Below are 26,448 nucleotides of genomic sequence, written 5' to 3'. Positions count from 1 at the left end.
TTTGGTTAAACACCTGATGTATGAAGTGGTGGCAGGGGATTATTAGCGATCGCTTCATTCAAACAACGCTCGATTATTTTATCGAGATGAAGCCTTATCGCCCAGCATAAAAATTGACTACACGAAGTAGTCTACGATAAAATTCATCACTTCGCAAGTCAAGTAAGGATGTTTGACAAACACGCCTTGGCTAGCCCTCTATCGAGGAAACTGAGCTTCTTGTTTTCTATCTCTTCACCAGCAGTACTAAGTAAATTTTGGTAGTATAAATAATAAAAATTTGCCTTTCCTTGTTCTTCAAGGTGAAGCGAATAATATTGCTAAATCCTTGACTACAGTACGTTTCGTAGAAAACAAAAAAGTAGTATTTATCCTATCATAGTGTAACTGATGACACCATTGCCAAAATAAGTTACAAATGAGCAGTTATTGACTTGGAAGGTAGAACATCTAGTTAGTGGTTTGTCAAATCCATTTTGACGGTTTGAGAGACGCGATAAATCGCCGTCTCTAGAGAAAATTTATTCGTCAATTATTTCTTGACAGACTACTAGAACTATTTGTTGGGAAAAATTCTTTTCATCCAAAGGCAGTACTTGCAGCCGGGGTTATTTAAGCCCTGGCTACTCTCTGATTTTCATATCCGCATCAACCAGTAATATTTTGAGGAGACACTAACTCATGGACTATCAAAGCCCTTTAAGCAAAAAATCCTCTCGCCGTGCACTAGTAGTGAGTGGGGCAGTCGGTGGTATAGCGACTGCATTGGGTTTGCCGATGATTGCCCAAGAAGCTGATGCTCGACCGGCAACTTATAATCAGAAAAACGATGCGAAAATACTGAACAATGCTCTTTATTACGAACACCAGGCGATTTGGGCTTATAGCGCTGCTGCTGGCAAACTAACTAATACTGAAGTTGGTAAAGCTGTTTTGGCTTTAGCGCTTCGCAACCAAGCCGATCATAAAAACCATCGGGATGCTTTAACAGCTACTATCACCAGTTTGGGTGGAACTCCAGTAAAAACAGAATCTAGCTATGATGTTTCATCATACATCAAAAAGGGTGAGGGGAACTTGGATAGCGATGTGAATATTGCCAAGCTAGCTTTAGCTTTGGAGACTGATGCCGCGATCGCCTATAGCCAAGAAATTGCTAAGTTGAAAACTCCAAAATTGATTACTATCGGGGCGAGTATCGGTTCTACTGAAACTGCCCATGCTGCGGCTATTCGTGCCACTTTCAAATCTCTGGGAGTAAATCTCGAAATTGTACCAGCGCCTTTTCTTAGCATTGAAAATCGTGAAGCCTGGGTTCTGAAAGTATAGGGAGTGGGGAATTTCACTTCTTTATTCAGAACTCAGGACTCCAACTATTTTGCCCAATGCCGATTAATTATGATTAGCTTTCCAGTTTGTTAAATCGGTTAAAGAGCGATCGCGGTAATGTCCGTAACGCTCTTGTTTACTTTTGATTTTTGTACCCAATTCGGGAAAAATCCCAAAATTGGGCGGCATTGGTTGGAAATGCTTCGGCGAAGCGGAACTAATAAATTCCAATAACGCACCCATCATTGTTGTTGCTGGTAAAACCAAAGTTTCTTTACCCAAAGCTAGCCGCGCTGCATTAATTCCCGCCAAGCAGCCACCCGCAGCCGCAGCAGTGTAGCCTTCAGTACCAATCAACTGTCCCGCAGCTAACAAAGTTGGACGTTCTTTAAATTGCAGAGTTGGATGCATTAACTGAGGTGCATTAAGAAAAGTGTTGCGGTGCATCACTCCCAACCGGACAAACTCTGCCTTTTCCAAACTGGGAATTAGCTGAAATATGCGTTTTTGCTCACCCCAACGCAGATTAGTTTGGAATCCTACCATATTCCACAGTTGACCGGCTTTGTCTTCTTGTCGCAACTGCACCACAGCATAAGGACGTTCCCCTGTGCGAGTATCTGATAATCCCACTGGTTTTAGGGGGCCGTAGCGCATGGTATCTTCGCCACGTTGTGCTAATTCTTCAATGGGTAAACAGGCTTCAAAAAATTTCGCTGTTTCCCGTTCAAAACCTTTGAGTTCTGTTTGTTCAGCCTTACAAAGTTCTTCTCTAAAGTGCAAATACTGCTCTTTATTCATTGGGCAGTTTAGATAAGCGGCTTCACCTTTGTCATAACGTGATGCCATAAAAGCAACGTCACGGTTAATCGATTCTCCCACAATTATCGGACTAGCAGCATCAAAAAAGCTGAGGTATTCCATCCCAGTAAAGCGTTGCAAATCCTCGGCTAAATCGGGACTGGTTAAAGGGCCAGTTGCCAAAACCACAATTCCTTCAGGAATCGCAGATACTTCACCCCGGCGAAATTCAATTAAAGGATGGCTGGCTAAAGTTTCAGTCAAGTCTTGGCCAAATTGCCCTCTATCGACGGCTAGCGCCCCACCAGCAGGTACGGCGTGTTCATCAGCTTTGGAAATGACGATAGAACCAAGTTGACGTAATTCTTCGTGTAATAATCCTGCGGCGCGATCGCTTGCCATTGCCCCAAAGGAATTACTACACACTAATTCTGCTAAATGTTCTGTATGATGAGCAGGGCTAAAGCGTTTTGGACGCATTTCATGGAGAATTACCGGTACTCCAGCTTGGGCTATTTGCCAAGCTGCCTCAGTTCCAGCTAGTCCACCTCCAATTACTTGTATCGGTTGTTGTTCCATAGTTAAATTTTTAGTTTCTATATCAATAAGTATCACAGAAGTAAAATTAAATAAAAAAAGGCTAACTCATGACTACTTCTGTAAATACAACAGCAGGAATTACAAATTATCTGTGTCAATTCCTTTTTCTTGGAGTTTAGCTAGCAATTCTTGATAGCGATCGCGCTCTTTTTCTAATTCTTGTAAAGCTGCTTCCTTTGCTTGACGTTCTTGTTCCCGTAACTGGTCAATTTCTACAGGACTCAAAAACTTTTGCCCAGAAGGAGAAAAAATTTCCAGGGTATCTGATGTTGGTTGAAAACGGATTCCCAAACGCGGACTTACCCAGCCATTCATCTCTTCAATGACTTCAAAACTATCCCCAGAACGAAGCAAGCCATTTAAATCGTTCTTATCAGGATCGTAAATATAATATTCTTCCACACCATAACGCTGATAAAACTGCAATTTTTTAGTCATTTCTTTGAGGGTGTTACCTGGTGAGAGAATTTCAAATACTACCTGTGGCGGTATATTCTCTTCATTCCACTGTAAATAGGAACCCCGTTTTCCTTTTGATCTGCCAAAAACTACCAGCGTATCAGGTGCTTGTTTAATATTAGGGCTTCCTTGAACTGGATACCAAAACAAATCTCCGGCGATAAATACATCAGCCGACGATACAAATAAGATTTCTAAATTTTCTTTAATTTTGACAATCCATGCAAATTGTTCTGTATTATCCGCCATTGGTTGCCCGTCGCTTTCTGGGTAGATGACTTCGATTGTGGTTTCTGGTGTGACTTGTTGTACCATTGCTGCACCTCCAAGTATGGGGTTTTTAGCTGATATTTATAATTTAGATAGCGATCGCGTTAATCATAAGATGCGTAGACGCATTAGCGCAGCGTCTACTAGAGAAGCGGCTTGTTCCCAAACATTGCTTCTGAACTTATTCATTTAGAGGCGTTTGCTGTAATGCTTGTTGGACTTGCGCGATATCCAAATCTAACACCTGTGCTATCTGTTCTACACTTAAACCCAGTGCTAGCAGTTTAGGTACAGCTTCTAACTTTGCCTCAAAACGACCTTCTTGTTTACCTTCTTGTTTACCTTCTTGTTTAGCTTCTTGATAAACCCGTGTTTGCTTTAACTCACTTAATCCAAACATCGCCTCTATCTCCTCTCGACACTATTAATTTAAAGGCGTTTGCTGTACTGCTTGCTGAACTTGTGCAATATCCAAATCTAACGCCTGTGCGATCTGTTCCACACTTAAACCTAGTGCTAGCAGTTTAGGTACAGCTTCTAACTTTGCCTCAAAACGACCTTCTTGTTTACCTTCTTGTTTACCTTCTTCTTTGCCTTCTTGTTTACCTTCTTCTTTGCCTTCTTGTTTAGCTTCTTGATAAACCCGTGTTTGCTTTAACTCACTTAATCCAAACATCGCCTCTATCTCCTCTCGACTTATGTTAGGCAATTTATAAACCAGAATCGTCTCTATTAATTCTAGTAATTGTTTTTGTGGCAGTTGCAAATTTACCGCTTGTTTTGTACGGTTAATTAGTTCTCTGGCAGTGGTAATAGTTGTATCTTCATTTTCAATTACTAATTTTAAGGTAGCAATACCTATTGGTAGTGATGCAGCTTCGCCTAGTTCATCTAAGTAAATTATACTAATGCGATCGCTATTGAAGAATTCGTGGCAATCTTGTCGTTCACCAGTATCTATATTCCTTCTGGGATAAATCACCACTCCTCGCCAAGAATTTTTAGATTTATTTTGGCGCAAATAGAGAAATGTTTCTGAAACTAGGCGCAAATAAATATCTGAGTCTGGTTGAAATTGGACTTCAACGAAATAAATCGGATTTGCTTCGTTTTGAGTGGGAAGAAATACACCATCTATTCTAAAGGCAGTTTGTTTGATTTCAACTGAAGAGAATTGATAGGTATTTGCAGTTTCAGGAGGATTGCCAATTAGTTCAAAGAAGATACTGGGAAATTCTTGAAATAGGCGATAAAATATACTGTCAGTTTTCACTCTGGATGTTGTAGCACAGTTTTTAACTTTAGCAATTTTATAATGCGCTGCTCTCTGATTGCATAAATTATCCCAGGTGGAAAAATGTTCAAAACTCAAGTGAATGGATTAAGTATGGCAATAGCACATCCCTCGAAGTCCTTTGTATTTCTTGTTACTAATGTAATTTGGTGAATTTCGGCGGTTGCGGCAATAATTATGTCCGCCTGAGTGCGAGGTTTTCCTTGGGTTTGTAAGTATCCTCTTAATTCACCCGCACGTTTAGCAATTTCTGGGCTGACAGAGATTACCTGACAATAAGTTACCAAAAAATTATCAAGCCAAGTTTTAATCCTGTGGTTGGGTTTTGCTGATAAACCATAGTAAATTTCTTCCAATGTAATAGCACTGAGAAAAATTGATGAGATGCTTTTACTCCAGGCAATGACTCCAGGATTGGGTAGTGGACGAGCTAACTCACTGATAATGTTAGTATCGCAAAGAAAGCTCATACTATTCTTCAGCAAATGGGATATGGCGATCATCGCTATATCGTGCAGGAGTTTCTAAAATATAATTTTCTTCAGCACAGAGTTGACGTAGTTCTGCAAAAGTATCTGCGAGAGAAGAGACTTTTTGTTGCTGATGCCAAGCAAGGAAATCTTGAAAAAGTTTAGGTTCTACAATCGCAGCAACTAATTTGTCCTGCTTGAAGATTAATTGAGGTTCTGATGCAATAGCATCAATCACCTCTGGCAGTTTTTGTTGTGCTTCGTCAAGTTTCCAGTTCATTTGTTTTCAGATTTAGTAGTAAGCCATTTTGATTTTAGTTTAGGTTAATTTTTCTGTATCTAGCTAAATATTCAAAACTGCTAACTCAGCACTCACTACTTTAGCCGCCAAATTTTGATAGTCTTGTCTCGACTACCACTAATAAGGTTTATTAAGTGCGCCAGTTCCCTGTACTTGCGGTGCAAATTGCTTGATTACACAATGCTCATTTAGTTTGTCTACATCTTCTGCCAAATAGGTTTTGCCAAATCCCCCACTACCTAATGATTTAATTGGGCGATAGTGGTTTCTCAGCACCACCAATCCTACACCGCAGTTGGAGCAAAATATTGTGCGATGGGGATTGGGCGGATTGTGGCAAGCTGGATTGAGGCAGCAGATCATAACTGTGCATCTATAAATTCAGTTATGGAAACTTCCTTTCTCTGACTTCTACAGCATAATCTTGCACAGCCTTGGTAATCGTCTCTCGCAAGTTGGTATAAACCTTGGCAAATGGTGGATGCTTCTCGGCAAGTCCGATTACATCTGAGGTAACTAAAACCTGTCCATCGCAGTGAGTTCCTGCACCGATACCAATTGTCGGAATACTCAATTTTTGTGTAATCTGCATTGCCAAATCTGCGGGGATATGCTCTAAAACTAGAGAAAATACACCAGCTTGTTCAAGAGCGATCGCTTCAAGTAAAATCCTCCCACTCGCTTCTTGCGTCTTACCTTGTTGTCGCAAACCCAGTTGATGTATTGATTGTGGTGTCAAACCCACATGATCCATAACTGGAATTCCGGCTTCTACTAAACGAGCCACAGTTTGGGCGATCGCTACATCGTGCAGGAGTTTCTAAAATATAATTTTCTTCAGCACAGATTTGACGTAATTCTGCAAAAGCGTCTGCGAAGGAAGAGACTTTTTGTTGCTGATGCCAAGCAAGGAAGGCTTGAAAAAGTTTAGGTTCTACGATCGCAGCAACTAATTTGTCCTGCTTGAAGATTAATTGAGGTTCGAACAAGGAAAAGAACCTTTTGCTAACTGGCTTGATTCTTTACGAGATAATAGGGCAATAGATAAAATAGAGAAAAGACTTACAAGAGTACAGTCCGAGAATTTAGGAGATTATAAATCAGTTGGTGAGGGTGTTTTTGAGCTAAGAATTCAATACGGACAAGGTTATCGCGTATATTTTGGACAAGATGGAAACTTAATTATACTCCTTTTGTGTGGTGGTATAAAAAACACTCAAGACGAAGATATTGAGAAAGCAAAGGAATATTGGAGAGATTATGAGCGAAGTCAAAACCCAAAGAAGTAGGCATTATCGAGAATATTTAATTGAATCTTTGAAAAACCCAGAACGTGCTGCTGGTTACATTAGGCTCATCGCTTACAATTAAAATAGCTCCTACTTTGAGGAAATTGTATGCAAGTCTCTTTGCCACCAGAAGTTGAAGCACTGCTACAACGACAACTGAATAGTGGTAAATATCAAAACGCGATCGAAGTTATTGTTGCGGGAATAAGACTTTTGGAGCAGCAAGAAGACATTTACCAAGGAAGATTGTCGGAACTGCAACAGGAAGCGCTGATTGGATTGGAAGCATCGCAGCAGGGTAAGGTTGTTGATGGATTGACTGCAATGAACCAAATTCGTGCTAATTTGCGTCAGCGATACGGTGCATCTGACGAAGTATGAATCGAGAATTTCGCCTTACCGAACCTGCTATTAAAGACATTGAAGAGATTGCAGATTACATTGCCAAACAATCTGGTTTACGGGAATCGGAGCTTTTTTTGAGCAAACTCGATGCAAAATTTGTCAAAATCGCGCAGTTTCCTAACCTTGGACGACAACGGGATGAAATATTACCTGGTATCCGTAGTCTGTCTGTAAATAGTTATTTAATACTTTATATGCCCATAGGGCAAGATGTTGAAATTTTTCGAGTTATTAGCGGTTATCGAGATTTAACTGCATTATTTAGTGATTCCGAATCTTGATTCTTGTTTGGTAATTATTGCGATCGCGCAGCGTTCCGTAGGAATATCGCATAACACTACCCCAGAGTATCGCACCAATGAAACTATAATTTCGCTGTAGTGCGATCGCTCCCCTTGCATCTCCGGTAAACGTGCTAATGAGGCTATTATTTCGCTGTAGTTGTATCTGTGTCTAGCTAAATAATCAAAACTGCGATCGCAGCACTCACTACTTTAGCCGCCAAATTTTGATATTGGTTTCATCACCATGACTAACAAGGGTTTTACCATCTGGGCTAAAAGCAACCCCCAAAACCACAAGATGATCCCCAGCAAGAGTAAACATTTGTTCTCCTGTTGCCCGACTCCACAGTTTGATTGTGCCATCTAAAGCACCACTGGCAATAGTTTCGCCATCGGGACTAAAGACGACAGACATAACCTTGTTAGAGTGTCCTATCAGATTACGAATTTGTCCTCCTGTTTCAAGGTTCCACAATTTGATGGTGTTATCAAAACTACCACTAGCTAGGATTTTGCTATCTGGGCTGATGGCAATGGACTTAACTTGGTCAGAATGCCCTGCAATAGTGCGAATTAGCTCTCCTGTTGCTAGATTCCACAACTTGATGGAGCCATCAGTAACACCACTAGCAATAATTTTACCATCCGGGCTAATAGCGATAGAAAGAGTAAATGAGCGGGAAGGCCCTATAAGAGTATTAATTTGTTCTCCTGTTACCAAATTCCACAACTTGATATTATTAATACGACCATTACTAATATCACTAGCAAGAATTGTTCTATCTGGGCTGATAGCGATCAACCCCAAACGTCCAGATTGCGTGAAAGTACGAATTTGCTCTCCTGTTGTGGGATTCCATAATTTTATGATGTCATCATTATGACTACTGGCAAGAACCTTACCATCTTTACTAAAGGCAATAGAATAAACCTGTTCAGTATCCCCAGCGATGGTGCGTATTTTCTCTGCTGTTGCTAAATTCCATAATTCTATGGTGCCATCAAGAGTGCTAGCAGCCAAGGTTTTCCCATCTGGACTGATAGCAGTGGAAAAAACATTACGTCGGGTGATAGTTCTTTGCAATAAAACTCCGCTTGGTATGCTCGCAATTACAGATATCGGATTAGTTGGAAATAAGCCATAGCGAACATGACCATATATTTGAGTTGCAACTATTGTAATAGCAGCACCCACCAAGAATCTTTTTCTCCAATTAGTATTTTGTCTAAATGCCTTTTGTAGCGCTACTTTTGGCTTTACTGGTGCTGGCGATGTTCCAGTTTGAGGCTGATGAAGCAATGTAGCAGGGAATGATGATGATGATTGAGTTATAACTACTGCCTGAGTTGGGTGTACTCGTGAAAGTGATGGTGACGGTGAACTAAAATCCTGTAAAACTTCCTCAGCAGATTGGTAACGTTGCTGATAATCTTTTTGCAGTAACTTATCAAGAAGCTGCGCTAATTCCTGGCTTTGTGGTTGTTGCAAATGCTCTCGCCAAGAAGAAACCCACCCATAACCTTGTTGTTCCGACATTATCCAAGGGTGAATTCCACTCAGTAAGTGAAAGCAAGTTGCACCAACACTATATAAATCACTCGCTGGATAAGCTTTACCATCCTGCATTTGTTCTAATGGCGCATAACCTTGGGAACCAATTGTTGTTCCTGGGTTAGTGATAACTGTCATGGTGAGTTGCTTGGAAATCCCAAAATCTATCAAGACTAACTTGCCGTCAGTGCTGCGACGAATGATATTTTCTGGTTTGATATCGCGGTGAATAACTTTGTGCTGATGAACCGTTTTCAGGATATTTAATAAATCAAGCAAAACTTCCCAGATTTTTTCTTCGTTGAAAGTTCCCTGTTGTTTTAATTCAGCTAATAAATTCTGCCCGTCGATAAACTGCTGCACTAAATACAGATTATTTTCTTCTTCAAAGTACGCCAACAGCGTGGGAATCTGCGGATGTTCTCCTAGTTGTTGCAGTCGCCTTGCTTCTTGCTCAAATAGTTCTGTGGCTTTGTTTATAGCCGCAGTTCCCTGTACTCGCGGCGCAAATTGCTTGATAACACAATATTCATTCAGCTTGTCTAAATCTTCTGCTAAATAGGTTTTACCAAATCCCCCACCACCTAATGATTTAATCGGGCGATAGCGGTTTCTCAACACCACTAATCCTGTGCCGCAGTTAGAGCAAAACATTGTGCGATCTGGATCGGGCGGATTGTGGCAAGCTGGATTTAGGCAGCAGATCATAACTGTGCATCTATAAGCAAATGTAATTATTATCCCTTAGCTATAAGTTATTCCTTGGATAAATTGCAAAAGATTAGATAAATTCAGTTATGGAAACTTCCTTTCTCGCACTTCCACGGCATAATCTTGCACGGCTTTGGTAATAGTCTCCCGCAAATTTGTGTAAACTTTGGCGAATGGTGGATGCTTTTCTGCCAGTCCGAGGACATCAGAGGTTACTAAAACTTGTCCATCACAGTGAGTTCCCGCACCGATACCAATTGTCGGAATTGTAAGTTTTTGTGTAATCTGCATTGCCAAATCTGCGGGGATATGCTCTAAAACTAAAGAAAATACACCTGCTTGTTCGAGAGCGATCGCTTCTTGTAAAATTCTCTCACCCGCTTCTTGGGTTTTGCCTTGTTGTCGCAAACCGAGTTGATGTACAGATTGCGGTGTCAAACCTACATGACCCATTACCGGGATTCCAGCTTCTACCAAACGGGCAATCGTTTCTGCGATCGCTGGATAACCACCCTCCAATTTTACCGCTTGAGCGCCCGTTTCTTTGAGTACTCGCCCAGCTGAGTGCATTGCTTGTTGGAGACTTTCTTGATACGTCAAAAATGGTAAATCTACAACTACCAATGCCCGTTTAACCCCACGACGCACAGATTTGGCGTGGTAGATCATCTCATCCAAAGTTATCGGCAGTGTTGTTTCATACCCTAGAACTACTGCCATAGAGTCACCCACAAGGATTAAGTCTACACCAGCTGCATCGATGAGTTGAGCGATCGCATAATCCCAGGCGGTCAATGCCACAATTGAACGTCCCTGTTGTTTCCATTGAATTAATTGCTGGGTAGTAATTGCCATTTTTCTAAGTGGGGAGTAGGGAGTAGGGAGTAGGGGGGTAGGAGTAAAGAGTAGGGAATTTCACCACTCCCCACTCCCCACTCCCCATTCCCTCATTTAACGGCGCGACTGAAAGCAATATGGGTTTTTGCACTGTCCGTTTTGGGCATTAACCAAGCTAGACCTTCACTGGTGCCGATCCATAATTTATTGGCGATATCAGGTGCAAGGGTAAGAACCCGACTAGAAGGAAGTCCAGCAACTTCTGCATCTAACACAGCGCCCGTATTTGGATTTAATCGTAACAAACCATTGCTAGTTCCAACCCAGACACTACCATCTTTAGCAAAACGCACCACCTTCACATCACGCCCACGTAAACGAGTCACAGACCTTAACACTGCACCAGTTTTTGGGTTAATAACTAGCAAATTATTCGGCATTCCCGCCCAAATTAACCCTTCTGGACTGATAGCTAAAGCTTGGACAGTCGTTCCTGGCAAATCGGCAATCCGCTTCATAATCCCAGCACTAGCAGTATTTACCCGCACCAATCCATCAAGAGTTCCAACCCACAGTTGACCTTCAGCATCTAAAGTTAGAGTGTTGGCACTGACACCAGGCAGATTTTTTACTGTTGTCATAATCAAACCTTGGTCGGGACTAATTAAAGCTAAACCGCTATCGGTTCCAGTCCACAAATAACCCCGCTTGTCAAGTAACAGTGACAAAACCCGTTTAGAAGGCAAAAATAAATTCTGCGCCGTAATTTCGCTAGTGCGGGGGTCAACTCGAAACAATCCCTCATAACTTCCCACCCACAAACGTCCTACTTTGTCTTGGGCTAAAGCACCAATAGCAACATTCGGTAAGCTAACGCGAGAAATAATCTTGCCAGTTTTAGGATCAATCCGCGATAATCCCCGCCAAGAACCTACCCAAAGATTGCCTGTAACATCTGCCAGTAAATTACCGACACGATAATCAGTTTCTGGTGAATTTTCTTGCACACTCCGCTCATCGGGTAATTGTTCTACTCGCTTCGGTGGTGCCGAAGCTGGGTAAGCGGGGGTTAAATCAGATGATTTAATGTCAGGGGTTTTTTGTGCCCACACCATATTTGGCACAGCTATCAACCCCAGTAAGATAGAACTAATCAATAAACTAGTACGCTTGCAAAACAATACCACGGTGATATTTCCTTTGGAGACAGCACCCATAGCCGTTACCTAATGTGGCTTTGGGTTAATTTCAGTGTTCCCCTAGCTGAGATTTTTTAAACATTGGGAATTGGGAATTGGGAATTGGGAATTGGGAATTGGGAATTGGGCATTAGGGGAGAGGTGATAGGTTGATAGGAAATAATCTGTACCCTCTAACCTGTAACCTATTCCCTTCTTCACTCCTAACTCCCCCGAACCTTCTTTACAGCTATTGATGACACTTTGTAAAGCATTTGTAACAAAATGTTTAAATCTTTATGTAATAACAAAACTAAATATATAAGTTCAAAACTTTGAAAGAATAACTTATCGAATTCTTGATATATTGTGAAACAAGTTACAAATTACGTGGTGTGCAATTTTTTATCTTTCGCTCATCACTCTGCTAAATCTGTGTCAAATAAATTCTTTTCTGGTGTCTTTTCCATCTACGGAGAAGATAAAAGGAGTGTAGAGGCGAGAATGTGTGCCAGCCAGGCCAATCCCCTGAATACCCCGATTTGTAGGGAAATTATCTAAATGCTAACCGCGAAAGCGGAAGTTTTGGTGAAATTGAGAAGGTTTAGTTGGGTGCAAAGAAGAGGTAAAAAATAATTTTGATTCGTAGCAACAGGAAACAGTAGAAGCGCTAGGTCGTGTACCCCTACAACGGGATAACACTGGTGAGGAGGGCTACCACCGCTACCAAAGTGTCCGCCGCAAAAAAACTGCAACCTTTTGCCAAAGACAACCCCTAACAAAAATTTTTCCTGAATCTTCCTCTCGCTCAAGGGGGGAAATATCTGGGTCGGGGGAAGTTGCACAAAACGTGATTTGATAATTAATTAAGAGTGATTTCAGGGAAGGATAAAATATGTCTTACGCTCAAACGAAGACTCAGAGCAAGTCTGGGTATCAAGCCGGGGTTAAAGATTACAGACTAACTTATTACACACCCGATTACACACCAAAAGATACCGATCTTCTAGCTGCGTTCCGCATGACACCCCAGCCTGGTGTTCCTCCCGAAGAAGCAGGTGCGGCTGTAGCGGCTGAGTCTTCTACAGGTACTTGGACAACTGTGTGGACAGACTTGCTCACCGACCTCGATCGCTACAAAGGTCGTTGTTATGACATCGAACCAGTTCCAGGTGAAGACAACCAGTACATCTGCTACGTTGCCTATCCTTTGGACTTGTTTGAAGAAGGTTCTGTAACCAACGTATTGACCTCAATTGTAGGTAACGTATTTGGTTTCAAAGCTTTGCGGGCACTACGTTTAGAAGATATCCGCTTTCCAGTAGCTTACATCAAGACCTTCCAAGGGCCTCCTCACGGTATCCAAGTTGAGCGCGACAAGTTAAACAAATACGGTCGTCCTTTGCTGGGTTGTACCATTAAGCCTAAATTAGGTCTTTCCGCCAAGAACTACGGACGCGCTGTATACGAGTGCTTACGCGGTGGTTTGGACTTCACCAAAGACGACGAAAACATCAACTCCGCACCATTCCAAAGATGGCGCGATCGCTTCTTGTTCGTTTCTGAAGCTATCAGCAAAGCCCAAGCTGAAACCGGTGAAATCAAAGGTCACTACCTCAACGTCACTGCCCCCACCTGTGAACAAATGTTGCAACGGGCTGAGTTCGCTAAAGAACTCAAACAGCCCATCATCATGCACGATTACCTCACCGCAGGCTTCACCGCAAACACCACATTGTCTCGTTGGTGCCGCGACAACGGTATCTTGCTCCACATTCACCGTGCTATGCACGCTGTAATTGACCGTCAAAAGAACCACGGTATCCACTTCCGTGTATTGGCTAAAGCCCTCCGGTTGTCTGGTGGCGATCACATCCACACCGGCACCGTAGTTGGTAAATTGGAAGGTGAGCGCGGCATCACAATGGGCTTCGTTGACCTATTGCGTGAAAACTACATTGAGCAAGACAAGTCTCGTGGTATTTACTTTACCCAAGACTGGGCTTCTCTACCTGGTGTAATGGCAGTTGCTTCTGGTGGTATCCACGTATGGCACATGCCCGCGCTAGTAGAAATCTTTGGTGATGACTCCGTACTACAATTCGGTGGTGGTACTCTGGGACACCCTTGGGGTAACGCTCCTGGTGCAACCGCTAACCGCGTCGCCTTGGAAGCCGTTGTTCAAGCTCGTAACGAAGGCCGTAACTTGGCTCGTGAAGGTAACGATATCATCCGCGAAGCTGCTAAGTGGTCTCCTGAACTAGCTGTTGCTTGCGAACTGTGGAAAGAAATCAAGTTCGAGTTTGAAGCAATGGATACCGTCTGATCTTGAAGTTAAAAGTTAAAAGTTAAAAGGTAAAAGAAAATAGTATTTCCTTCTTTTTACTTTTTACTTTTTACTTATTTGAGGCTGGGGTCAAGCATGAATCTTAAGCAAATTGCGAAGGACACAGCCAAAACTCTCCAAAGCTATCTGACTTATCAGGCTCTAAGGACAGTATTGGCACAGCTAGGCGAAACGAATCCTCCATTAGAACTTTGGTTGCATAACTTTTCTGCTGGCAAAATTCAGAATGGTGAATCGTATATTGATCAACTGTTGCGAGAAAAACCAGATTTGGCATTGCGAATCATGACTGTCAGAGAACACATTGCGGAAGAAGTTATGGAATTTTTACCGGAAATGGTTCGCACTGGCATTCAGCAAGCCAATATGGAACAGCGTCGCCAGCATTTAGAACGCATCACACGGATAGACACATCTAACCCCAGTCTGCAACCAGAACAGCAAGCAACTTCAGATCAGAATTTGGATAACTTATCCACTTAGTTTGGTCAATCTAGTAGTAAAAATCGCAACCCATTATCAAAAGCTATGCAAACTTTACCAAAAGAGCGTCGTTACGAAACCCTTTCTTATCTGCCCCCCCTGACTGATGCTCAAATTGCCAAGCAGATCCAGTACATTTTGAATCAAGGTTACATTCCAGCCATCGAGTTCAACGAAACTTCTGAGCCAACAGAATTATATTGGACAATGTGGAAGTTGCCTTTGTTCGGTGCTAAATCTACTCAAGAAGTACTGAGCGAAGTTCAAGCGTGTCGTTCTCAATTCAACACCAGCTATATCCGTGTTGTAGGTTTTGACAACATCAAGCAGTGCCAAATTCTCAGCTTTCTTGTTCACAAACCCAACAAAGCTAACAGATACTAAAGCAAGCGTTGCTCTAAGTAATTAGTTTATTGCCATAGGAGAGGTAGAATTATCTGCCTCTCCTATTTACTAGGTTTGTTTTTAAACGCAAAGGGACGCAAAGGGAAACGCAGAGAAACGCAGAGAATAACTCAGCGCCCCTTTGTGTAAACCTCTGCTTTTTTTTTAAATATAATAAATGGAATTACAGCATCTGCCGGAAGTAAGAATTTGTTTTGTTGGTGATTCTTTTGTTAATGGTACTGGCGACTCAGAATGTCTTGGTTGGACAGGGAGGGTATGTGCTAATGCTAATAAAAAAGGTTATGACATTACTTACTATAATTTAGGGATTAGGCGTGATACGAGTAGTGATATAGCAAAGCGTTGGTTACAGGAAGTATCACTGCGATCGCCCAAAGAATATGATGGCAGAGTTGTATTTTCTTTTGGATTGAATGACACAACATTAGAAAATGGTAAAACTCGTGTGGATTTGGCAGATTCTATCAAAAATTCCCGTGAAATTTTAAGTAAAGCTCAAAAGTTATATCCTGTTTTAATGATTGGATCCGCACCATACGCAGAACAAAAAGATAGTCAAAGAACGAACAGAAATACTGATTTATCTAAACAGTTTGCTTTAATTTGCAATGAATTGAACATACCTTATTTAGACGTTTTTCCCATATTAGAAAAATCAAATATCTGGATTAATGAAGCAAGAGCTAATGATGGTGTTCATCCTAAAGCCGGCGGTTATGCAGAATTTGCCAAAATAGTAGAAAATTGGGACGCTTGGTTAAATTGGTTCCCTGTGACTTAATCGAGCATTCAAAGTTAGGATAGTGGTGGCAGCTTATTTTTCCGTTCCAAGGTGGTAATTATGCAACAAATTACTCTAGCTGAAGCATCTCAAAACTTACCTGACTTAATTGAAGCAGCACTCGGAGGTGAGGAAATTATTATTATCAAAGATAATCAACCTTTGGTGAAGTTAACCCCTGTGTCGCCACTTAAACACCGCCGTCAACCTGGAAGCGCAAAGGGTTTAATTACAATATCTGATGACTTTGATGAACCACTCGAAGATTTTAAGGAATATATGGAATGATATTGCTGCTGGATACACATACTTTTATTTGGTATGTGACTAATAATTCAAGACTTAGTAATCGAGTACTAGAGTTAATCAACGATCAGAATAATGAAATTTTGCTAAGTATAGCTAGTCTATGGGAAATCGCTATTAAGCAGAATTTAGGAAAGCTTAGTTTCAATCAGCCATTTGAGATATTTCTCACACAACAACTCAACCTCAACGATTTTAGGTTACTCGATATCAAAATTAGCCACGTTACTGTTGTTGCGGCACTACCTTTACATCATCGCGATCCATTCGACCGAATTCTAATTGCACAATCACTCGCAGAAAATATACCTATACTGAGTGCTGATAAAATTTTTGATGCCTATCCAATTGAGCGTTTGTGGTAAATAACGCTCCTTTTCTACCAAAAGATAAATAAACAGCGATCGCCAAAAAAACTTAACATTACTTTAGGCAGTGCTAGGCAAAGATAATTATTATGGGTTATTACATCGCTCCCCGCTTTTTGGACAAACTGGCTGTCCACATCACCAAAAACTTTCTAAAGCTTCCTGGCGTGCGAGTCCCCGTGATTTTAGGTATTCACGGACGCAAAGGTGAAGGCAAAACTTTTCAATGTCAATTAGTCTTCGAGAAAATGGGTATCGAGGTGACTAACATATCTGGCGGCGAATTGGAAAGTCCAGATGCAGGAGATCCGGCGCGGTTGATTCGGCTGCGTTATCGGGAAACAGCAGAACTGATCAAAGTACGCGGCAAAATGTGTGTACTGATGATTAATGATTTAGATGCGGGCGCTGGACGCTTTGATGAAGGCACTCAATATACTGTAAATACGCAGTTGGTGAATGCCACACTGATGAATATTGCTGATAATCCCACAGATGTGCAGTTGCCTGGAAGCTATGATTCCACACCTTTGCATCGTGTGCCGATTATCGTCACAGGTAATGATTTTTCTACCCTCTATGCACCGTTAATTCGGGATGGACGGATGGAGAAATTCTACTGGGAACCAGACAAAGACGACAAAGTGGGAATTGTCAAGGGGATTTTTGAACAGGATGGACTGTCACAGAAAGAAGTTGAACAGCTAGTTGATACTTTTGTCAATCAGTCTATTGACTTTTTTAGTGCTTTGCGATCGCGCATTTATGACGAACAAATCCGCAACTACATCCATAAAGTCGGTTTTGAGCAGGTATCCTTGAGTGTGGTTAACAGCACTGAAGGGCCACCAGAATTTAAAAAGCCAGATTTCAGACTGTCTCACTTAATTGAGTCTGGTAACTTTCTCGTTGGTGAACAAAAACGGGTAGAAAATTCCCATTTAGTTGATGATTACAACCGACTCAATCGGGGTAGAAATTCTCAATCTGCACCTGCTGCGACACCAATTAATCAGCCGTCAAGCAATGGTGCAACTCAAGAAGCAAAAACTAATGGATTTCAGAAAAAGGAAGCATCCAGTAGCCATTTGACTCTAGATACACAAGCTCAAATTAGGCAATTATTGTCTCAAGGTTACAAAATCAGCATTGAACACGTAGATGAGCGCCGCTTCCGCATGGGTTCATGGCAAACTTGTGTTCATAGCCATATTGATGCAGAGTCTGATGCAATATCAAATTTGGAAGCAACTCTGGCAGAATATAGCGGTGAGTATGTGCGCTTGGTAGGTATCGATCCGAAAGCCAAGCGGCGGGTGGTGGAGACGATTATTCAGCGTCCAGATGGGAAAAATTAGTTATTAGTCATTGGTCATTGGTCATTGGCAAAAGAAAGTGGGGGAAAAATTCAAAGCCTCTCTCCTAAAAGGAGAGAGGAATGGAAGTGAGGGCAAAATTGTACTTCACGCTTGTCGAGAACCGTTATAATTCAAACCATGTTCTCTGACGGGGTGGGTATCTCAAGGACTAATGACTTTCACGTTTCGGTTTGATAACTGAATCATTACCTTTTACTTACAGGTAGGGGCTGAAGCCGAGTTCACTTTTCTTAAATCGCCACTGAATACGGCTGTGTATAGATAAGGTGATGAACCAGTGCAAGTCATGGAATTTGTATTAGTACCACGAGGAGTCCACCATGACTTTGCTTGCACAGTCAGATTTGTGCCATTCCATGATAAAGCTTGGACAACTAAAGAGTTTGTATTTCCATTATCCGGCTTTTTAGCAGATAAGAATGTGGCATAGTTAACCTCACCATTGGCTGGATTAATCCGGGCTATAACTGCGACTTTTGGCCCGCCTCCGCTACCATAGCTAGACAACCAACGCCCAGTTGCAAAGCGGCGAAAATCACTACCAGTTTGACTGCCGGTGGAAGAGTAAACGCCATATAAAACATCCCCACCATTCCAATACAATCCGTAACCTGTACCGTCATCATTCGTTGTTTCGTAATCAGTTCGACACCAGGATTTGATACCAGTATTGAAACGGATAGTTACAGGGTTTTTGTTATTAGATGAAACTTGCTGATAACCAATATAAAATGCTGTATTCCCATTAACTACTCTGGGGCCATTTTTAGCTTTGATTGTCGCTTCGCTATCATTGCAACTGAATGTCACACCACTACCAATAGATGAATTTACCGTTTGGGCAAAAGCTGGAGGGGTTTTTTGTGTGATGATTAAATCAGTCGCTAGTAATGCAGATAAGGAGAAAATTGCCAAATATTTCTGCAATTTGGGAGAATAAATCATGGTATAAACTTGCCGATAAACTGTAAGGGAAAAACACCGTATTACTATAAACTCTAATGAGAGTTCATACAAGCAAAATTGTTAAAAGTCGCAGATTGCAACATTTTTAATATCACGAAAAAGGATATTAGGCTACAAAATAGATAGGCTAATATGCATGGCATTACATGGTATTAACTGTATATATAGCGGTTCTCATTCAGATGCGGTACAAAATGATATCGCTTGGTGTAAGGGCACAGCATTGCTGTGCCCCTACGGGTGTACCTTACTAAGTCGAGAAACGCTATAAACCTTGATATATTTCTTAGAGATGGTTCTAGAGTTAGTTTGGCTTAGTAAAGCTGTTTTTTGGTTCAGTAAAATTCGTGAATAATTTTATTTTTGTGAAACTAATACATACATCTAAGTAATTTATCTTGATTCAGATGCTGCATCTGGTTTTTGGGATGATTACCTTAACGTTAGTGATTCATCATAATGGCTTCTAATGTAAGCCTATAGACGCATATCGGTTTGTCATCATCATCTATGAGGTGGAACTTCAATATGAAAGAAAACCAGAGTTAAAGGCAGTATTTATACAGAACAAGATAGTATTTTAATGACAAGCTTTAAAAATAAGACTTATGCATTGATATAAAATACTAAATATGAGTGTTTTGAAAAACTTCTCTTAATTAGATTTTTTTAGCAAATAAATGCTGCTTTAGCACATCTAAACGTGAACAATTCCAATAATCGATATGGGAGACAATCAAACCATCAGAATTAAGACCTAATTCACTCCAACCAGGAATAGAAATTCGTGGCTTCCAGGGAAGAGGAGTATTCCAACTGAGTGTCCACTCAGTTTTTATTGTGTCTCCTGAACGTTGAATATTATGTAAGTCCATCTTGATATCTAAAAACCAAGTTTGGATAAAATTAATCATTTCTTTGTAACGTTTAACGCCACTAAATTTATTCAGTGGATCTTGAAAATAAACATCTGGAGCGTAAATAGTGTAAGTTTGATTTACTGGGAATCTTTGATAGTCTTCTTTGAGGATTTCAATGATATCCATAATAAATATAGGAATCCGATTTGATTTCTGAACTTATTTGCGTAGGTGGGGAGTGGGGAGTGGGGAGTGGGGAGTGGGGAGTGGGAAATCAGCCTTTTTGACTTGTACGGAATTTTGTTCAAAAATCAAATATGAGTCCTATAGATATATTTGTAAATTATTTTAAGATGTAAACGAGCCTGGAGCGATGTCTACGACGGGCTGCGCCAACGCAGCAACAGCCGATGTGCCAAATAATTCTGTTAGTGTATCCGCAATTTCTTCAAGTGTCATAAGCCTTTGTTTAGAACATATAGCTTCTAGATTAGCGCAGAGATGCATCAGCTTATTCACTAAAACTCTGTGGTGCTGTTGCAAAACTTCCTATTGTAAAAAAGTTTCATTTCCCTTGAACACGCAGTGAGGGCATACAGCTAAGTGTACGCCCCCACAAATAATGTATTCCACTAAATTGAAATCTTTTATTTAGATCGTTGAATTGCTCAAAAACACGATACCGATCGCACAGAAAGCGAAGCCAGCAATGGTAATTTTCCAGGGTAAAGTTTGGTTGATTTCTCCCATACCCATTGCACTACCAATTTCTCTGGCACTCATGGCAACTGTAAACAGAGTTAAGCTCATACCTACTATATAGGCAATTAGCGGTATCGTTCCTGCGTCAATAATAGATTCAGCTACAGTGTAACCCTGAAATGAACCAGCACTGATGCCCATCAGAGCAAGTACCACAAAGCTTGGTTGATTTGGAATTATCAGCATAGTACCAAAAACGATGGTAGAAATGGCGATCGCTGCGCCCGCCGAAGGCATCGCTATTTCTGCACCTGGTAAATTTAGCTGGAATAGATGGATTACAATGCCCAATATTGCTGCTAAGACAAAACATCCAGCGATCGCAACGCCACGAACAAACATAGATGACAGTAAGCCAATAGCAATAATACCCACTAAACAATCCAAGCCAATTACTGGATCTGCCAATCCCCAGACAAAGCCTTCCCAGGGGTTAGTGATGGCATGATTGGCTGGTGTTCCACTCAATGAACTCAGTAAGCTAATTATAATTAAGGCTGCGATCGCTCCAATATGGCGATCCATTAACTTCGAGGTATAAAATTCTGGTGAAGCACGGAATTGCGATAATTTAGTTTTGAACATCACTCTATGCCAAATTAGTTTTTTCGGTAATTTATACTACCCAGCTTCCCCAAAAAACTAACGTGGTAATTACACCGCTTCGTACTAGCTTTATGAAGTTATACAAAGCCACGGTTACTGAAAAGTATAACGGGCGGCGTAGCCTCTTGTAGAGGGAGCATGTCACGATATCGCTACTAAAATTATCAACATTTGATATTCAAGACTGTATCTAATCGACTGCAAATGTAGTTTAAAAATCTAGCTATAATTTCGTTTTATTTTAGTATTTTCTCTCAGATATAATGCTCTCCTTTACCTAACCTAAAACTTATCTTAATTGAACTCTATTAAAAATAAGACTAATCTATAAAGTACCTTCATTGGAAGAGAGAATGAAATTCATTAAATTTCAACTACTTAGTGTTGCTCTCATCTTCTTTATATGGATTAGCCCACTACACGCTAGTCCAATAGCTCAATTGCCAACTTCTTTACTTCCAGTTTCACAACAGGAAACAACATCTCTGAAAAATTCACAGGATGTATTGACTGTTGCCACTTTTAATGTCGAGAATTTAGACCCGAAAGATCGACGCTTTGATAATATTGCCAAAATTATTGCCAATAATTTGAACGCACCAGATGTCATCAGTTTGGTTGAAGTTCAAGATAACAACGGGACAGTTGATGATGACGTTGTGGATGCAAACGAGACTTACCAAAAACTGATTGCTGCGCTTAACAATATCGGTAGTCCAGCATACGACTTTGTTGAAATTGCGCCCAGCGATGACCAAGATGGTGGAGAACCTGGAGGTAATATCCGTGTTGGTTTATTGTTTCAACCCAGCCGGATAACTCTAGCAAAACTGCCTAGAAAAGGCGGTTCATTAGATGCTGTGGCTATTACTCAAGGTGCAAATGGTCTTGACCTTTCACTCAATCCAGGTCGAATTGACCCTACGAATAGTGCTTTTGAGGCAAGCCGTAAGCCACTGGCGACAGAATTTATTTTTAACGGTCAAAAACTGTTTATCATTGCTAATCACTTTGTTTCTAAAAAGGGAGGTTCGCCTACCGATGTGAAACGAGTAAAACAAGCCGAAATCGTTAATGAATTCGTAGGACAAATACTAAAAGTTGACCCGCAAGCCAAAGTAATTGTACTCGGTGATTTAAACGATGTACCAGATTCTCTACCTCTGAATACCTTGAAGGGTAACATTCTGGAAAATCTGACAGATAGTTTACCTGCTAGCGATCGCTTTACTTTCAAATTCAAGGGAAAGACTGAACTTATTGACCATTTGTTGGTCAGTAAAAATCTTTCTCGTGCTGCTGAACCAAAAATTGATATTGTCCATGTCAACGTTGGCTTTAGTAAGCCTGTCAGCGACCACGATCCTGTGATTGCAGCGTTTACATTACCTGCGAACCAGTCCACCCTTAACACAACTCCTCCCGTTAGTCAATCCACTCCCGTAAGTGATTCGGCAATTATATTGCCTCAATTATCCAAAGTCGCTCTAGTTCAAGAACTTGCTAAGGAGTATAAACCTAGCAAAAGTTTGAACTACGATCGCGCAAAAGACGAAATGTTTGGCATTATTGACAACCAAGCAGGCACTGTGACAGATATCTATGCTAGTTACCAAATTCGTCTAAATGGTAATGGCGATCCTAGTCAGGAAGCTGAAAAGTTAGGACTGAATACCGAACACGTTTGGCCACAAAGTAAAGGGGCTGACAACGGTAATGCCAAAAGTGACCTTCACCATCTATTTCCGGCACGCAAAGATATTAATAGTGAACGAGGAAATAAACCCTTCGACGATATAGCTGACACAAGTACTAAAAAATGGTATCGAGATGATACTGTTCAATCTACAATTCCTAGTAGAGCAATTGACGAGTTTAGCGAATCGGCATCTGCTAAATTTGAGCCTAGAGAGAGAGTAAAAGGGGATATAGCTAGGGCAATTTTCTATTTTTACACTATTTACCGGAATCAGGCTGAGAAAGTAGACCAAAGTTACTTTCAAAATCAGCGTCAGACTTTGTGTAAATGGAATCAGCAAGACCTACCTGATATTACTGAAATAGAACGCAGTCGTGCGATCGCTAAATTTCAAGGTAATGACAATCCATTCGTGCTAGATGTCACATTAGCAGAACGGGCATACTGTAATTCCTAAAGATTTGGGTAGCACAACTGTGCTACCCAACAAACAATAAAATATGCTTTTCGGTCAAAACTTTAATGCAGTAATTCTTCAACTTGATGCTGACTCCACAAAGTTCTGTATAAACCCTGTTGTTGCAAAAGTTCTAAGTGATTTCCAATCTGAACAATTTTTCCCTTTTCCATCACAAAAATTCGGTTAGCAGCTGCCGCCGCCGATAATTGATGGGTAATAAAAATTACTGTTTTGCGTTCGGTACCACCGGAAAGATTTTTGAGGATTTGTGTGGCTGTTTGATTATCTACACTAGAGAGAGCATCATCCAAAATTAACACTGGAGCATTAACCAGCATGGCCCTTGCCAAAGCAGTCCGTTGTCGTTGACCGCCAGAAAGAGTAATACCGCGTTCACCAACAAGAGTCTCATATTGCTGGGGAAAATTATGAATTTCTGATTCAATTTGGGCAAGTTTAGCAACAGATTCTATCTGTTCTTGTTCGATAACTGGATCGCCGTAGCGGATATTATTTTTGATTGTAGTGCTAAATAGAAAACTATCTTGAGGAACGTAGGCGATCGCACCTCGTAAAGAAGCCAAACCTATTTTAGTAATATCCAGTCCATCTAAAAACAATTGTCCTGATTCAATATCCAACAAGCGCGGTAAAGCATTAGCTAAACTGGATTTCCCCGAACCAATTGCCCCAACAATGGCTACGGTTTCTCCCGCAGCAATGGTAAAGTTAACGTTTTCTAAAGCTGGCGTATTGGAACCAGGGTAAATGTAGGTGAGATTTTTAGCTGTCACTTCCCCTTGAAGTTCAGCCACTGGTATGTGTATGACATCATCTGCATCTTGAATTTTTGGTGTGACAGAGAGAATAGATTCTAGGCGATCTATACTAACTTCACCCCGTTGGTAGGCAGTAATTGTGAATCCTAAAAGGGCTGTGGGGAAAACTAGACGCTCTACATAAATTAACAGTGCTAAAAAGTCGCCAACCTGAAGCGTCCCAGAAGACATCCGCGCCGCCCCTAGCCAGATAATTACTAGCGAACTGACATTAGCTAGCCCACCAATTAGCGGAAAAAGTGTATTTCGGAGTTTTGCTAGTTCCAGGTTAGCAGTCAATAATTGTTGATTTTTCTTAGAGAAGGCTCGACGCTCGTTAGCTTCTTGAGCATAGATTTTAATTAAGGCAATGCCACTAATATCTTCCTGGATGAGTTCGCTAATGTCGGAAAGTTGCTCTTGGACTTCTGCTTGTTGTTTGCGTAAGCGATCGCTAAATAAACTCACCAACAAGAGCATAAAAGGGTAAACTGCCAGAGACGCTAGTGTCATATCCACACTAATCGCCAGCATTACTGGCAGTGTCAGGGCGTAGGCAAAAACCGTATTTGCCAAACTCAAAACCGCAAAACCCAATAACCGTTTGATATTGTCCACATCACTGGTAGCCCGATTAATTAAATCGCCAGCAGTATTACTGGCAAAATAAGCCGGTTCCAGCTTGAGTAAATGTTCAAAAATCCGTTGTTTGAGATCAAATTCTACCTGACGACCCACCCCAAATAGCCAAATGCGTGATGCCATCCGCATTAGCCACATCGCCGAACTGAGCAGTGCAATCACTACTACATAATGTATTATTTCGTTCCAGTTGAAGGTTGTCGAGAGTTTATCAATACCAGCACGAATCAACCAAGGGATATAAACGCCCAGTGCATTCACAGACAACAAAGCCAGAATGCCTAATGATGCTTCTCGCCAATGGGGTCGTAGGTAAGCAATGAGTTTAGCGATTCGTCGAGATTTTGCCATTAAAGCAATTTTGCAACTTTATCATCCTAGATTAACAACACTCAGTCCTGAGTGCTGAGTTCTGAGTGCTAAGTGCTGAGTGCTGAGTGCTAAGTGAGTAAAAAAAATACTCAGCAATTATGTACTCCGAGTATGAACTTCATCAGCTAAAGGAAGAAGCACAAAAACAAGGAGTGGGATGTCCGATGTTCTTAGAAAATGTATAGGTCAATTCTCAAAGCCGTCGTAGAACGACCTTGCTCTAAACCCAATTTTTCGGTAAATTAACAAGGAAAAATTTACAAGTCAGGAGCCAGAACTTAATTCTGAACTCTCTTTTACTTTTAGGATTTACGCAAAACTACAAGTGGTAGGGGCAATTGATGAATTGCCCTTAACTGAAAATCTTTCTTTTCGGCTCAAGTTTTGCGTAAGTCCTAATTACCGTTGAACACGCATGAACCTGTAAATTTCAACCAGATAACTTTCCCAAGTTCTTGTTGTCAATTGTAACGTTTCCGAATTTGGTACAAAGTCTTCAAGTCGTAAACCTCGACTGCGAATATCTTGAGGATTTCCTTGCAACAGGTAGGGAGGCACTGTCAGATTATAAGAAAGAATGCTATCCCCCCTTACATCTGAAATGTTTGCCGTGGTAGTTGGTTCTCCTAATGCTACCAGTGTCCCGGATGTTGGTGCAGCAGTTGCTACATAAGTTCCACCTGTCATTGCTAGAGGTGCCCTATAGAGGAAATAGGCTACTGCTGGTGTACTTGCCAACAGCAAAATCGTTAGTGCCCAACCTATCAAATATCCTCCCGGTTTTTCTATTCCGCCTCCTTTTATTTTTTGAGCTGCCAAAATCATCAGTAAAACAGAAGCTCCTAGAGGCTTGAGTGGAAAAGACAGCATTCTCCACAACGACGCTACAGCTGGTTCACTGGGGTTAAGAAATGATAGGGCTACGATTACCAAGATCACGACTAGGATTAATCGCCCTACAAAAGTTCCAGAGGGATAAAATCGCTGGAACAGCGAATATACGATAGTGCCAATCAGTAGCCACAGCAGTACTCGGCTTAACAATAGAAACATAGATTAACTCTCAAATTTTCTGGTGCAGTAAGCCAGTGTGGTGTTAAGACAGTCCACCTTACTAGGGGTTTCCACGCCATTGCTTCTTTGAACAGAAGAAGAAGTGGCTCCCCAGAAGGAACTGTCCTGCATGGTTTCCCTGTATAAAACAACTAGTGACTTCTTCGTTGCAACGCTAGAAGCGTCACCCGTAAGAGTCAAACTAGAGGTTTCGGGAAATGGATTTATTTTATTGTCAAATTGTAATCGTACTGTTTGACTCAAAATACCTCAAACCTCACACCCAAAGACTACCGTCGTAGTGATTTTAGTTCAAATTTTTAACACTGCGTCTATTATTTATAATTTTCCAGAAGAG

At 41.2% G+C, this 26,448-nt stretch carries 28 protein-coding genes and 3 pseudogenes; 12 read left to right on the top strand and 19 right to left on the bottom strand.

What is annotated here, in order from left to right:
• Nucleotides 1-681: 681 nt before the first annotated feature.
• Nucleotides 682-1,329 (top strand): ferritin-like domain-containing protein, encoded by a 648-nt coding sequence (locus V7K98_RS19805; protein WP_335015441.1) that lies wholly within the window; start codon nucleotides 682-684, stop codon nucleotides 1,327-1,329.
• 63 nt (nucleotides 1,330-1,392) lie between these two features.
• Here V7K98_RS19805 and trmFO read toward each other — a convergent pair whose 3' ends face one another.
• The 9 genes and pseudogenes from trmFO to V7K98_RS19760 all read right to left on the bottom strand — a co-directional run bounded on the left by trmFO (nucleotide 1,393) and on the right by V7K98_RS19760 (nucleotide 6,513).
• Nucleotides 1,393-2,709, bottom strand: coding sequence for an FADH(2)-oxidizing methylenetetrahydrofolate--tRNA-(uracil(54)-C(5))-methyltransferase TrmFO (gene trmFO / locus V7K98_RS19800; RefSeq protein WP_335024833.1), 1,317 nt, complete (start codon nucleotides 2,707-2,709; stop codon nucleotides 1,393-1,395).
• 99 nt (nucleotides 2,710-2,808) lie between these two features.
• Nucleotides 2,809-3,504 (bottom strand): Uma2 family endonuclease, encoded by a 696-nt coding sequence (locus tag V7K98_RS19795; protein ID WP_335024831.1) that lies wholly within the window; start codon nucleotides 3,502-3,504, stop codon nucleotides 2,809-2,811.
• Between the two features lie 136 nt (nucleotides 3,505-3,640).
• Nucleotides 3,641-3,877: pseudogene (locus V7K98_RS19790) on the bottom strand (Rpn family recombination-promoting nuclease/putative transposase); the annotation flags it as partial.
• A gap of 6 nt (nucleotides 3,878-3,883) precedes the next feature.
• Complete coding sequence (locus V7K98_RS19785) at nucleotides 3,884-4,732, bottom strand: Rpn family recombination-promoting nuclease/putative transposase (protein WP_335024829.1); 849 nt, start codon at nucleotides 4,730-4,732, stop codon at nucleotides 3,884-3,886.
• Nucleotides 4,733-4,827: 95 nt separating this feature from the next.
• Entirely contained in the window at nucleotides 4,828-5,223 is a 396-nt protein-coding gene (locus V7K98_RS19780) for a type II toxin-antitoxin system VapC family toxin (RefSeq protein WP_335024827.1), read from the bottom strand.
• Between the two features lies 1 nt (nucleotide 5,224).
• Nucleotides 5,225-5,503 carry a prevent-host-death protein gene (locus V7K98_RS19775; protein WP_335024826.1) on the bottom strand — a complete coding sequence of 93 codons (279 nt, stop codon included), beginning with the start codon at nucleotides 5,501-5,503 and terminating at the stop codon, nucleotides 5,225-5,227.
• Nucleotides 5,504-5,650: 147 nt separating this feature from the next.
• Nucleotides 5,651-5,887, bottom strand: a pseudogene (locus V7K98_RS19770) (4-Cys prefix domain-containing protein); the annotation flags it as partial.
• 22 nt (nucleotides 5,888-5,909) lie between these two features.
• Nucleotides 5,910-6,314, bottom strand: a pseudogene (locus tag V7K98_RS19765) (3-methyl-2-oxobutanoate hydroxymethyltransferase); the annotation flags it as partial.
• Complete coding sequence (locus V7K98_RS19760) at nucleotides 6,217-6,513, bottom strand: hypothetical protein (protein WP_335024824.1); 297 nt, start codon at nucleotides 6,511-6,513, stop codon at nucleotides 6,217-6,219. The gene V7K98_RS19760 and the pseudogene V7K98_RS19765, both read right to left, overlap by 98 nt.
• On the opposite strand from V7K98_RS19760, the gene V7K98_RS19755 reads away from it, so the two are divergent.
• The 3 genes from V7K98_RS19755 (at nucleotide 6,499) to V7K98_RS19745 (ending at nucleotide 7,499) form a co-directional block, all read left to right on the top strand.
• Entirely contained in the window at nucleotides 6,499-6,813 is a 315-nt protein-coding gene (locus V7K98_RS19755; protein WP_335024822.1) for a type II toxin-antitoxin system RelE/ParE family toxin, read from the top strand. The genes V7K98_RS19760 and V7K98_RS19755 overlap by 15 nt on opposite strands.
• A 108-nt stretch (nucleotides 6,814-6,921) precedes the next feature.
• On the top strand, nucleotides 6,922-7,194 hold the full coding sequence (locus tag V7K98_RS19750) for a ribbon-helix-helix domain-containing protein (RefSeq protein WP_335024820.1): 273 nt from the start codon (nucleotides 6,922-6,924) through the stop codon (nucleotides 7,192-7,194).
• Nucleotides 7,191-7,499, top strand: a complete 309-nt coding sequence (locus V7K98_RS19745) for a type II toxin-antitoxin system RelE/ParE family toxin (RefSeq protein WP_335024818.1) — start codon at nucleotides 7,191-7,193, stop codon at nucleotides 7,497-7,499. Before V7K98_RS19750 ends, V7K98_RS19745 begins: the two co-directional genes overlap by 4 nt.
• A 208-nt stretch (nucleotides 7,500-7,707) precedes the next feature.
• On the opposite strand, the gene V7K98_RS19740 is transcribed toward V7K98_RS19745, so the two are convergent.
• The 4 genes from V7K98_RS19740 to V7K98_RS19725 form a co-directional block, all read right to left on the bottom strand.
• Nucleotides 7,708-9,762: a serine/threonine-protein kinase gene (locus tag V7K98_RS19740; protein WP_335024816.1), complete on the bottom strand. Its 2,055-nt coding sequence runs from the start codon at nucleotides 9,760-9,762 to the stop codon at nucleotides 7,708-7,710.
• A gap of 87 nt (nucleotides 9,763-9,849) precedes the next feature.
• The gene (panB, locus tag V7K98_RS19735) at nucleotides 9,850-10,620 is read right to left on the bottom strand and encodes a 3-methyl-2-oxobutanoate hydroxymethyltransferase (RefSeq protein WP_335024814.1); all 771 of its coding nucleotides are present in this window, start codon (nucleotides 10,618-10,620) and stop codon (nucleotides 9,850-9,852) included.
• Between the two features lie 92 nt (nucleotides 10,621-10,712).
• Nucleotides 10,713-11,819, bottom strand: a complete 1,107-nt coding sequence (locus V7K98_RS19730; RefSeq protein WP_335024812.1) for a ligand-binding sensor domain-containing protein — start codon at nucleotides 11,817-11,819, stop codon at nucleotides 10,713-10,715.
• Nucleotides 11,820-11,861: 42 nt separating this feature from the next.
• Nucleotides 11,862-12,002, bottom strand: coding sequence for a hypothetical protein (locus V7K98_RS19725; protein ID WP_335024810.1), 141 nt, complete (start codon nucleotides 12,000-12,002; stop codon nucleotides 11,862-11,864).
• Nucleotides 12,003-12,675: 673 nt separating this feature from the next.
• Here V7K98_RS19725 and V7K98_RS19720 point away from each other — a divergent pair.
• The 7 genes from V7K98_RS19720 (at nucleotide 12,676) to V7K98_RS19690 (ending at nucleotide 17,831) form a co-directional block, all read left to right on the top strand.
• Nucleotides 12,676-14,106 carry a form I ribulose bisphosphate carboxylase large subunit gene (locus tag V7K98_RS19720; protein ID WP_335024808.1) on the top strand — a complete coding sequence of 477 codons (1,431 nt, stop codon included), beginning with the start codon at nucleotides 12,676-12,678 and terminating at the stop codon, nucleotides 14,104-14,106.
• A 96-nt stretch (nucleotides 14,107-14,202) separates the two neighbouring features.
• Nucleotides 14,203-14,610 carry a RuBisCO chaperone RbcX gene (gene rcbX / locus V7K98_RS19715; RefSeq protein WP_335024806.1) on the top strand — a complete coding sequence of 136 codons (408 nt, stop codon included), beginning with the start codon at nucleotides 14,203-14,205 and terminating at the stop codon, nucleotides 14,608-14,610.
• A gap of 45 nt (nucleotides 14,611-14,655) precedes the next feature.
• Complete coding sequence (locus tag V7K98_RS19710) at nucleotides 14,656-14,994, top strand: ribulose bisphosphate carboxylase small subunit (RefSeq protein WP_292701182.1); 339 nt, start codon at nucleotides 14,656-14,658, stop codon at nucleotides 14,992-14,994.
• 178 nt (nucleotides 14,995-15,172) lie between these two features.
• Nucleotides 15,173-15,799: a GDSL-type esterase/lipase family protein gene (locus tag V7K98_RS19705; RefSeq protein ID WP_335024804.1), complete on the top strand. Its 627-nt coding sequence runs from the start codon at nucleotides 15,173-15,175 to the stop codon at nucleotides 15,797-15,799.
• 60 nt (nucleotides 15,800-15,859) lie between these two features.
• Nucleotides 15,860-16,087 carry a type II toxin-antitoxin system Phd/YefM family antitoxin gene (locus V7K98_RS19700; protein WP_335024802.1) on the top strand — a complete coding sequence of 76 codons (228 nt, stop codon included), beginning with the start codon at nucleotides 15,860-15,862 and terminating at the stop codon, nucleotides 16,085-16,087.
• Entirely contained in the window at nucleotides 16,084-16,470 is a 387-nt protein-coding gene (locus tag V7K98_RS19695; protein WP_335024800.1) for a type II toxin-antitoxin system VapC family toxin, read from the top strand. Before V7K98_RS19700 ends, V7K98_RS19695 begins: the two co-directional genes overlap by 4 nt.
• A 92-nt stretch (nucleotides 16,471-16,562) precedes the next feature.
• Entirely contained in the window at nucleotides 16,563-17,831 is a 1,269-nt protein-coding gene (locus V7K98_RS19690) for a ribulose bisphosphate carboxylase small subunit (protein WP_335024798.1), read from the top strand.
• A gap of 213 nt (nucleotides 17,832-18,044) precedes the next feature.
• Here the strand turns inward: V7K98_RS19690 and V7K98_RS19685 are convergent, their stop codons facing one another.
• The 4 genes from V7K98_RS19685 to V7K98_RS19670 all read right to left on the bottom strand — a co-directional run bounded on the left by V7K98_RS19685 (nucleotide 18,045) and on the right by V7K98_RS19670 (nucleotide 21,025).
• Nucleotides 18,045-18,797, bottom strand: coding sequence for a hypothetical protein (locus tag V7K98_RS19685; RefSeq protein ID WP_335024796.1), 753 nt, complete (start codon nucleotides 18,795-18,797; stop codon nucleotides 18,045-18,047).
• 680 nt (nucleotides 18,798-19,477) lie between these two features.
• The gene (locus V7K98_RS19680) at nucleotides 19,478-19,864 is read right to left on the bottom strand and encodes a DUF2358 domain-containing protein (protein ID WP_335024794.1); all 387 of its coding nucleotides are present in this window, start codon (nucleotides 19,862-19,864) and stop codon (nucleotides 19,478-19,480) included.
• A gap of 162 nt (nucleotides 19,865-20,026) precedes the next feature.
• Nucleotides 20,027-20,221, bottom strand: a complete 195-nt coding sequence (locus tag V7K98_RS19675) for a hypothetical protein (protein WP_335024792.1) — start codon at nucleotides 20,219-20,221, stop codon at nucleotides 20,027-20,029.
• 108 nt (nucleotides 20,222-20,329) lie between these two features.
• On the bottom strand, nucleotides 20,330-21,025 hold the full coding sequence (locus V7K98_RS19670; RefSeq protein ID WP_335024790.1) for a HupE/UreJ family protein: 696 nt from the start codon (nucleotides 21,023-21,025) through the stop codon (nucleotides 20,330-20,332).
• A 374-nt stretch (nucleotides 21,026-21,399) separates the two neighbouring features.
• Here V7K98_RS19670 and V7K98_RS19665 point away from each other — a divergent pair, with 374 nt between their 5' ends.
• The gene (locus V7K98_RS19665; protein WP_335024788.1) at nucleotides 21,400-23,202 is read left to right on the top strand and encodes an endonuclease; all 1,803 of its coding nucleotides are present in this window, start codon (nucleotides 21,400-21,402) and stop codon (nucleotides 23,200-23,202) included.
• Nucleotides 23,203-23,264: 62 nt separating this feature from the next.
• Here V7K98_RS19665 and V7K98_RS19660 read toward each other — a convergent pair whose 3' ends face one another.
• Both V7K98_RS19660 and V7K98_RS19655 read right to left on the bottom strand, forming a co-directional pair.
• Complete coding sequence (locus tag V7K98_RS19660) at nucleotides 23,265-25,016, bottom strand: ABC transporter ATP-binding protein (RefSeq protein ID WP_335024786.1); 1,752 nt, start codon at nucleotides 25,014-25,016, stop codon at nucleotides 23,265-23,267.
• Between the two features lie 420 nt (nucleotides 25,017-25,436).
• A complete protein-coding gene (locus tag V7K98_RS19655) occupies nucleotides 25,437-26,090 on the bottom strand; it encodes a hypothetical protein (protein WP_335024784.1) in 654 nt (217 codons plus the stop codon).
• Between the last annotated feature and the right edge of the window lie 358 nt (nucleotides 26,091-26,448).

The sequence above is a fragment of the Nostoc sp. genome (assembly GCF_036917435.1).
Lineage (GTDB): Bacteria > Cyanobacteriota > Cyanobacteriia > Cyanobacteriales > Nostocaceae > Nostoc.
This window is presented reverse-complemented; position numbering and strand designations above follow the sequence as displayed.